Source organism: Staphylococcus sp. GDY8P72P (genome assembly GCF_016890655.1).
GTDB lineage: Bacteria > Bacillota > Bacilli > Staphylococcales > Staphylococcaceae > Staphylococcus > Staphylococcus arlettae.
Window position 1 is genome coordinate 101,643 of record NZ_JAFEQJ010000028.1, and the last position, 9,499, is coordinate 111,141.

9 protein-coding genes are annotated in these 9,499 nt (G+C 31.9%); all 9 read right to left on the reverse strand.

All coding sequences use genetic code 11. The features are described 5' to 3' along the window. Positions 1–46 precede the first annotated feature (46 nt). Positions 47–868: a YtnP family quorum-quenching lactonase gene (locus JVU85_RS11515; RefSeq protein WP_002510194.1), complete on the reverse strand. Its 822-nt coding sequence runs from the start codon at positions 866–868 to the stop codon at positions 47–49. 99 nt (positions 869–967) lie between these two features. Next, positions 968–1,609: a tRNA (guanosine(46)-N7)-methyltransferase TrmB gene (gene trmB / locus JVU85_RS11520; RefSeq protein WP_002510193.1), complete on the reverse strand. Its 642-nt coding sequence runs from the start codon at positions 1,607–1,609 to the stop codon at positions 968–970. Between the two features lie 12 nt (positions 1,610–1,621). Further along, complete coding sequence (locus JVU85_RS11525; protein WP_002510192.1) at positions 1,622–2,413, reverse strand: phosphotransferase family protein; 792 nt, start codon at positions 2,411–2,413, stop codon at positions 1,622–1,624. Between the two features lie 390 nt (positions 2,414–2,803). Next, positions 2,804–3,673 carry a D-amino-acid transaminase gene (dat, locus tag JVU85_RS11530; RefSeq protein WP_204171885.1) on the reverse strand — a complete coding sequence of 290 codons (870 nt, stop codon included), beginning with the start codon at positions 3,671–3,673 and terminating at the stop codon, positions 2,804–2,806. Between the two features lie 2 nt (positions 3,674–3,675). Further along, positions 3,676–5,085 carry a dipeptidase PepV gene (gene pepV / locus JVU85_RS11535; protein WP_002510190.1) on the reverse strand — a complete coding sequence of 470 codons (1,410 nt, stop codon included), beginning with the start codon at positions 5,083–5,085 and terminating at the stop codon, positions 3,676–3,678. Positions 5,086–5,312: 227 nt separating this feature from the next. Next, positions 5,313–5,732 carry a YtxH domain-containing protein gene (locus JVU85_RS11540; RefSeq protein ID WP_002510189.1) on the reverse strand — a complete coding sequence of 140 codons (420 nt, stop codon included), beginning with the start codon at positions 5,730–5,732 and terminating at the stop codon, positions 5,313–5,315. Positions 5,733–5,751: 19 nt separating this feature from the next. After that, positions 5,752–6,450 (reverse strand): pseudouridine synthase, encoded by a 699-nt coding sequence (locus JVU85_RS11545; RefSeq protein ID WP_002510188.1) that lies wholly within the window; start codon positions 6,448–6,450, stop codon positions 5,752–5,754. Further along, complete coding sequence (locus JVU85_RS11550; protein ID WP_103387800.1) at positions 6,447–8,084, reverse strand: putative polysaccharide biosynthesis protein; 1,638 nt, start codon at positions 8,082–8,084, stop codon at positions 6,447–6,449. Before JVU85_RS11550 ends, JVU85_RS11545 begins: the two co-directional genes overlap by 4 nt. Positions 8,085–8,645: 561 nt before the next feature. Further along, positions 8,646–9,499: helix-turn-helix domain-containing protein (locus JVU85_RS11555; RefSeq protein WP_204172606.1), on the reverse strand; the 854-nt coding region annotated here is incomplete at its 5' end.

The following is a 9,499-nucleotide window of genomic DNA, read 5'->3' on the forward strand; positions in this document are numbered from 1 at the left end:
TGGGACGACGAAATCTTTTTTCAAAATCAGATTTCTGTCCCACTCCCTATTTTCTCGATACAGAATCGACAATATTCTTTTTGTTATCATATTTTACCGCGAAGTAATTTTCATCATGATAAAATAAAAACCAATAATTTTGATGAATAAAATACGGAAATAAGCGCTCTTTTTCTCTAATAGACTGCATAGGATAGTCATCATAAGCTGTCACCCAAAGTGGATTCGTATGTGCCGTCGTTGGGAAAATATCTCCTAAATGCACCGCTTTTTCCCCTTCACTTTCTATAATTATAATGGAATGTCCAAAACTATGACCTCCAGTATGTTGCATACGTATGCCTGGACATATTGCTATTTCTCCATCAAACAAAATAAGTTGGTCTTTAAATGTTCCATTATTCTTTTCCCAGTAGGTTGATTTACTTCTAATATTTGGACTTTGAAATTCATGCCATTCATCTTGTTGTATATAATGTACAGCATTACTAAAAATTGCATTTCCTGCATTGTCAGTTAAACCAGAAGCGTGATCAAAATGCATATGAGTCATCAAGACGATATCGATATCTGTCAGTTGTAAATTCAATTTGTTCAATTCTACTTCGATTTGACTTTCATAATCCACACCAAAATTACGTCGCTCTTTTTCCGTCAATTTACTATTTCCGATACCCGTATCTATTAAAATATGTTGATTATTTGTTTGAATTAAAATTGGATGCGTAGGTAAGGCAATTTGATTTTTATCATTTACATTATAACGTTTTGTCCATAATGCTTTTGGTACAACACCAAACATTGCGCCACCATCGATATTAGTAATGCCTCCATTGAGTTGATGAATCGTAAATTGTCCTAATTGCATAATATTCCTCCTTGATATGGAACTCTTATTATCATTATAAACATTTTACAAATAAATATAAATTTTCACAAAAAAACGTTGCTCAGTATATGAACAACGTTAGTTTGAATGAAATTGTGCTTCCATGCGATAAATTCTCGAACCTTTATCCGAAAATTTTCTTTCATATTCTGTTTCAATATTATCTTCATCGTCTTCTTGATGAAGATTTAAATTTATTTTTGTAAAATACATACCGAATTGCGACATACTTTCAAGACTATAAGCAAACAAGCCTCTATTATCAGTTTTGAAATGAATTGCGCCATCATCTTTTAAGATTTCTTTATACAACTTTAAAAATGATGCATATGTTAATCTGCGCTTTGTATGTCTACGCTTTGGCCACGGATCTGAGAAATTCAAATAAATTCGTGATACCTCATTTGGCATGAAATATTCGGTTAGCTCACCCGCTTCGTTACATATTAGCTTGATGTTAGTTAAATTGTGTTCTAAAACTTTATCTAAAACTTTGACCATGACATTTTTTTCTCGTTCTATAGAGATAAAATTAATGTCAGGATTTTGTATAGCTAATGTTGTAATAAATTGCCCCATGCCAGATCCAATTTCGATATGAATGGGTGCATCATTATCGAACCACGCTTGCATTTTACCATTATGCGTACCATCAACATCTACAATACTTGGGTGAGATTTCAAATAATCTTCTGCCCAAGGTTTATATCGCATTCTCATTACTTATACTCCTTAAATAAATGCATTATTCGTCATAACTTCATTTAAAAATTTCAACCACGTATTCATATCTTTATAACGCTTTTGTTCTTCGTACCATTGTACCATACCGATTGATTGAATGACTGTATACCACTTCATTCGCTTCTGCAATTCGATAGTGTCATTCGCACCATAAATATTTAGCCACTCTGACCATTGTTGCTCAGGAACGTAGTTATATAGGAGCATACCTATGTCAATCGCAGGGTCGGCAATCATAGCACCTTCCCAATCAACTAAATAAAGTTCATCCCGATCTGACAATAACCAATTATTGTGATTTACATCGCCGTGAACAACAGTAAAGAACCGAGAATCTAGTATTGGTAAATGCTCTTCTAAATACGTTAACGCTTTTCGTACAACATGATGTGTTAGAACTTCTCGAGATAATGAGGCATTGATTTTGCGTAACATAATTGTAGGAGTTATAGGTTCCATTTCCATACGCTTCAACATATTAAGTAGCGTTTTAGAATTATGAATTTTCTTCAATAACTGTGCAACTCTTTTTTGATGCATTTCCTTGAATGACAATTCACGACCATTTTTCCAATGCTGAGCTGTTACCACTTCACCAGTTTCAATGCGTTTCGTCCAAACTAGTTTAGGCACAATACCTTCTGCAGATAATGCAGCTATAAAAGGATTCGAATTACGCTTTAAAAATAATTTTTGGCCATCTTGTTCAGCCATATATGCTTCACCTGAAGCACCGCCTGCAGAATCTAGCGTCCACCCTAATTGATAAAATTGCTCCACCACGTTCACCTCACTTTCAATAGAAAATGGCTCTAGAAAGTTATTTTCAAGAGCCATATATAACAATTGTTAACAAAAAATGTACGAAACCTCGTAATTAAACGTAATTATTTACGTATTTGTCCCATTACGTTTTAAGTTCATACTATGTACTAATTAGCTTTTTTATATAATCGTCCACGTCTCTCTTGCTAATAAGAATATCGTTTCTGTTTTATGAAATTGCTTGTTCAATTTCAAGACTCATAAAAGATTTTATAATGTTTGGGTATTTATTTCAACCAAAAATGAGAAACAAAAAGTCACTTTTTACTTCCTATGTAAGATATGATTCATAAAATAGCGTCAGTTGAAATTATACCACATTTCAACTGACATAAATATGTTAAATTATCTTTCAGCTTCTAAAGGAACTGCACTTTCATTCACAATATAATGTGTAAAACCTTCTTGTAATTTTCGTGTAATTGGGCCAACTTTACCGTTTCCAATAGCTTCACCATTTAAATTAACAACTGGCATAACCTCAATTGAAGTACTTGAAACAATAACTTCATCCGCATTTTTCAAGAAATCTACGGTAAATGCTTCCTCTTTAAAAGGAATATTATTTTGTTCAGCAATTTCTTTAATTACTTGTCTTGTAATACCATTCAAAATCAAATTATTAATTGGATGCGTATAAATTGCACCGTCTTTTATAGCGTATGCATTACTAGATGATCCTTCAGTAACTTGTTCGCCTCGGTGTTGAATCGCTTCTTGTGCATTATATTTAACTGCGTATTCTTTAGCCAAAACATTACCTAATAAATTCAAACTTTTAATATCACAACGTAACCAACGAATATCTTCAGTTGTAATTGCATTAATACCTTCATCTAAGGATTTATATGGTCGGTCATAACTTTTTGTGAATCCCATAATATTTGCTTTTACAGAAGGTGTCGGAAAGGCATGATCACGAGGAGCAGCACCACGTGTCACTTGTATGTACACGCCACCATTAATAATTTTGTTTGCGACAATTAATTCTTGTACTAAATCAATAAGACCGTTAACTGTGTAGTTAAGTTCTAAACCAATTTCTTTGGCACTTCTTAATAAACGTTCAAAATGTGGTTTCGCAGTAAATAATTTATTATTATACACACGTACATATTCATAAATACCGTCTCCAAAAGTATACCCTCTGTCGTTATATGGTACGTTTGCGTCATGTTCTTCAACTAACTGTTCATTAATTAAAACTTTAGTCATAGTTATCCCTCCACACATAATTTATATAATGCCTCTAAGTAAATACTAGTTGCATCAAGTAATTGCTTTTTAGTCATATATTCATTTTTTTGGTGCATTAAGTCTTCAGTGTCTTTGAACATAGCACCAAATGCTACGCCTTTATCTAAGTTGCGCGCATAAGTGCCACCACCAATAACATATGGTTCACTATGATCACCTGTTTGGTTTCTATAAGTTTCCACTAAACTTTGCACAAATGGGTCATTTTTATCTACATAATGCGGTGACTGATTTTTACCTAATTCGATATCAAATCCAAGTGCATTAATTTCTTCTTCAAAACGTGTCAGTGCTTTAGTAAATTCAAACCCTTCAGGATAACGTAAATTAATACCGAAACTACCACCTTCTTGGTTATTATAATTAATAACACCAATATTAGTAGTGACGTCTCCCATCACATCCGTATGGAATTTCATACCCATTTTTTCTCCAAAGTCTGATTTAAACAAATAGCGTTCGCTAAATGCTACAAAGTTAGATGCTGTTTTATCTAATTTTAAGTTTGCTAAAAAGTTTAATAAATATAACCCTGCATTCGTACCTTTTGATGGATCCATACCATGAACTGCTTTACCAAAAACTTTTAATTCTAAAACACCACTATCAACTGTGCTTGTACCATCTAGTTGATTTTGTTGTAAGTAATTTTCAAAGTTTTGAATGACATCAGTCATATTTTCTTTCACTAAAACTTTGGCAATTGCCTCATCTGGTACCATATTATATCGCTGACCTGATACAAAGCTATACAATTCATAATCAGGTTCATCAATGTCTTCAGCTTTTGCTGTTTGGATGACATCAAACGTACTTATACCTTTTTCACCGTGTATCGCTGGAAACTCTGCATCAGGTGCAAATCCTAATGTTGGCATTTCTTCTGTTTCAAAATAACGATCAGTACATTTCCAATCAGATTCTTCGTCGGTTCCAATAATGATATGTATACGTTTTTTCCAGTCAACGTTCATTTCATTTAAAATTTTAACTGCATAATAAGCAGCAATTGTTGGTCCTTTATCGTCTAATGTGCCACGTGCTATTATTTTATCGCTCGTTACAACTGGATCAAAAGGATCTGTGTCCCAGCCATCACCAGCTGGAACGACATCAACGTGACATAAGATGCCAAACACATCTTCGCCAGCACCTGCTTCTATTCTTCCAGCAATATGATCAACATCATGTGTCCCAAAACCATCACGTTCAGCAATTTCATACATATAATCTAATGCCTTGCGTGGCCCAGGGCCAACAGGATATGCATCTGATGCTTTACTATCATCTCTAACACTCTCTATTGCTAATAAGCCTTTTAAATCATCAATAATTTGTGATTCATAAGCTAGAACTTTGTCTTTCCACATTTACGATCCACTTCTTTCTTAAATACTAGTTTAAAATATATTTTACATGATGTTACACATAAACTACAGCGAGATGACAATATTATTTTGATTTTTTTACTGTAACATTAATACAAAAACAGTTGAGTCTTGTTATAGCAAGTAATATCGCAACTGTTATATTTTAATTAATATATTAGAAAAACCTAACTCATTTATACGTGAGTTAGGCTTTTAGTTAATAACTGTTATTTTTCATCGTTGTCAAATTTATTTTTGTTGTTTTTTAATTCTTCTTCAGTGACAACTCTTAAGTTGTTAGATGGATCAGCTGCACCTTCATCCGTGAAACGAGCTTCATCAATTTGATCTTCATCTGAAGATTTTACATTTTTAAAACGATTTTTTTGGTCATTGATATAGCCTTTAGGATCTTGTTTCACTTTGTTGACATATCCTTTAGGGTCTTGTTTTACTTCATTAACAGTTTCACCTGCTTTACTGCTAATTTGACTTGCTATATCTTTAGCATTTTGTTTGTAAGATTCTGGGTTTGACTTATATTTGTCGTATTCACCTTTCAACTTATCTCTATTTTCTTTTTTAGAAAGTACGACAGCTGCTGCTGCGCCCCCAATACCTACAACTGCTTTTAATAATCTTGACATAAAATTACACCTTCTTTAATTATTTTATTCCTAATTGTTCAAAATCTTGCTCTTTTAAATGACGATATTCGCCGACAGCTAACTGTTCATCAAGTTGTAAATCTCCTATTGAGATTCTCTTTAACGCAAGTACTTCATTGTTTATAGCATGAAACATGCGCTTAACTTGATGATACCTTCCTTCGGTAATAGTTACAAATGATTTCCTTTCTTCTTGTGCTTTTACCAAAGTAGCAGGCTTAGCTAATCCATCATGTAACTCAATACCCGTTTTAAATAATTCTATATCATTATTTGTAATACTTTTTTCTGATAAGACTTCATAAGTTTTGGACACATGTTTATTAGGACTCATTAACTGGTGGCTAAAATCACCATCGTTTGTAATAAGAAGTAGACCTTCAGTATCTTTATCTAATCTTCCTACTGGAAAAATATGAAAATCTTTATAGTCTTTAAATAAATCTATTACAGTTTGATGTTGATTATCTTCAGTAGCGCACACATAACCTTGTGGTTTATTTAACATCAAATAAAGCTTGTCAATATAAACAATATGGTTATTATCAACAGCAATGTAGTCTTCTAACGCATTGACATTCGTTTTTGCTGACTTTTCAACAGTACCATTCAATGTCACTCTACCTTTTTTCAATAATTGTTTAACTTCAGTACGTGTTCCGACACCCATATTAGCTAAAAATTTATCTATTCTCATTTAATCACACCTAGTTTACGACGTATTTTATTTGGTATTTCACCTAAAAATTGGTCTGCTAAATGTGTTTTCATCGTAATTATGCCATAAACTAAAATACCTACTATTACACCTACTACAACTATTATCAATGCTCCCATTTTACTTTCTGGAGAAACTATAAATTGTAAAATGAAGTAAGTTAATTCAACAGCTAACATCATGATAAAACCGAATAAAAAGATTTTTGCAAAATGTAACCAAGTTTCACTGAAGTTGAATTTCGCATATTTTTTAAGAATTACAAAGTTACAAATATTAGCAAAAAGCAACGCGATCGCTGTACTTAAAATAGCACCTGATGTATGGAACATATATATTAGCGGTGTATTTAATACAATCTTAATCACTACAGCAGCTAGAATGACAAATACCGTAAGTTTTTGCTTATCAATACCTTGTAACATTGATGCTGTAACACTTAATAATGCTATTAATATTGCTACAGGTGCATAGTAGAAGAGTAAGTGGCTACCTTCAACATTGTAACTATAAAAGACATTATATAACGGCAATGCTAATGCCATAATACCTAGACTAGCTGGCACCGTAATGTACATTAAAACACCTAATGACGTTCTGATTTGTCTATGCATATTGTCTAATTGTCCAGTAGCATATGTTTTCGTAATAAATGGTATTAAGCTGACAGCAAAACCAGATGCTAGTGACGTAGGAATCATAACTATTTTATTTGTCGTCATATTTAACATAGTAAAGAATTGGTCATGTAATTCTTGTGGTACGCCTGCCAAACCTAAGGCATTGTTATGTGTAAATTGGTCGACTATATTAAATAATGGAAAATTCAAACTAACAATAACAAATGGAATACTGTACGAAATTATTTCTTTGTACATTTTGCCATAAGATACCGTGATACCCGTATCATCAGTGGCTACCATTTTCTCAATATTTGGTTTACGTTTACGCCAGTAATACCATAGCGTAAAGATACCCATAATGGCACCAATTGCTGCAGCAAAAGTTGCCACACCATTTGCAAGTAATACTGAACCATTCATAATGTTTAACACTACATAACTACCAATTAGAATAAATAATATTCTCGCAATTTGTTCTGTTACTTCTGACACTGCAGTAGGCCCCATAGACTTATAGCCTTGGAACACACCACGCCATGTAGCTAATAATGGAATAAAGATAACTACAACACTAATTATTCTTATAATCCAAGTGATATCAGCAACAGACCAACCACCTGAGTCTTTTGAATCTTGTGCTAATGTGATAGAAGCAATTGTCGGTGCTAAAAAGTATAGTACGGCAAAACCTACTATTCCAGTTACGGTCATCACTATAAAACTGGATTTATACAATTTTTGACTGACTTTATATGCACCTAACGCATTATATTTTGATACATATTTTGAAGCTGCTAACGGAACACCTGCAGTTGCTACAGCAATTGCAATATTATAAGGTGCGTAAGCATAGTTAAATGGTGCAAGGTTTTCTTCTCCTCCAACTATTGCATAGAATGGAATGATAAAAAGGACACCTAAAACTTTAGTAATTAAAATACTTAATGTTATGAGAAAGGTCCCTCGAACCAATTCTTTACTTTCACTCATTTATATCTTCCTATCTCAATTTAATTTTAAAATCATAACTTCAATGATAACGTTATACACACTTTTTTTCAAAGTTATACATATATAAAAATAACACAGATAAATATATAAGTGTTCATTACTTTGACTAGTTATAACTATTTTTTAAAAGCGTGTTTACAAATTCAACTTTCCCTTATGTTGCAATTCATACAAACGTTTGATGTTATATTGAAAAATCTATATTATCATGTTTTTAAACATAAAATAAGTCATATTATGTAGTAATACAAACATATTAATAATAAGGAAATATAAATATGAAAAAGGAGTGGGACAGAAAGATTTCGTCGTCGCACCCCGGCAGAGATGACTAGCATTGTAAAAGATTGATTTGAAGTGTATTTTCAATACAGTCAGCTCTTATCAATGTGAAATGAGACTAGGACAAATTAATATTATCCTAGCCTCCTAAATTTATATGAATAATGCATGTTTTATTAGCGATAATTTTAACAACATAATAAAATCAGCAGTTATGTATTATTATGATAATATCTTAATGAAGAAATTACCACGACATTAAGATTGTATAGCATTATCAATCTTTTGAGATAATTGCTTGAGGTAATCAAAATTCAACTTAAAGTCATAGCTTTCTTTAACATCAGGCGTTTTATAATCTTCCAAAAATTGTTCCGGTGATTTCATAAATACACTTTTAAAATTTTTTGAGAATGTAGAATATGATTTATAACCATAATTTCTCCACAAATCTTTAGTTGTATCCATTGTTAACATTTCTACGGCTAAGCGATATATTTTAACTTTAATAATGTACTTAGTGATAGAAATATTCATTTCTTCAGAAAAAACACGCGATAAGTAACTCGGATTAACATAAAAAACCTTAGAAATTTTAGATAATGTTATATTTTCTTTGTGATGTTCAAAAATATATTTCAAAATCGTTTTGATCAAATTATTATTAATCCCTAAGTTATCTTGTGAATAGTATTGCGCAGCCCTAATATAGTTAATAAGTTTTACTACATTAATATCGGCATTAAAGAAATCCTCTTCATACAAATAAATAACTGTGTCTAAAAATTGTTTCTTTATTGCTAAATCTAATTGTTGACTTTCGACATCCAACTGCCTCATTTTATACAACGAAAAGCGGTTAAAACTAAATTTATTAATGCTTATTTCCATCACAATGCCAGTAGTAACTAAAAGTTTCGGAGAGGTATAAGGCTCAATAATCAAAAATTCATTCTCTTCAAAATGTTCAACTGAAATTTTATCATGTAGTTCTGCCTTACCTGATAATATATATATCACTTTAACTTCATCTAAATTTTCATTAATTTCAACATTTTTTTCATGAATTTTATAGCTATAATCCATAATATCGATAAAGTCCGTATAATTGT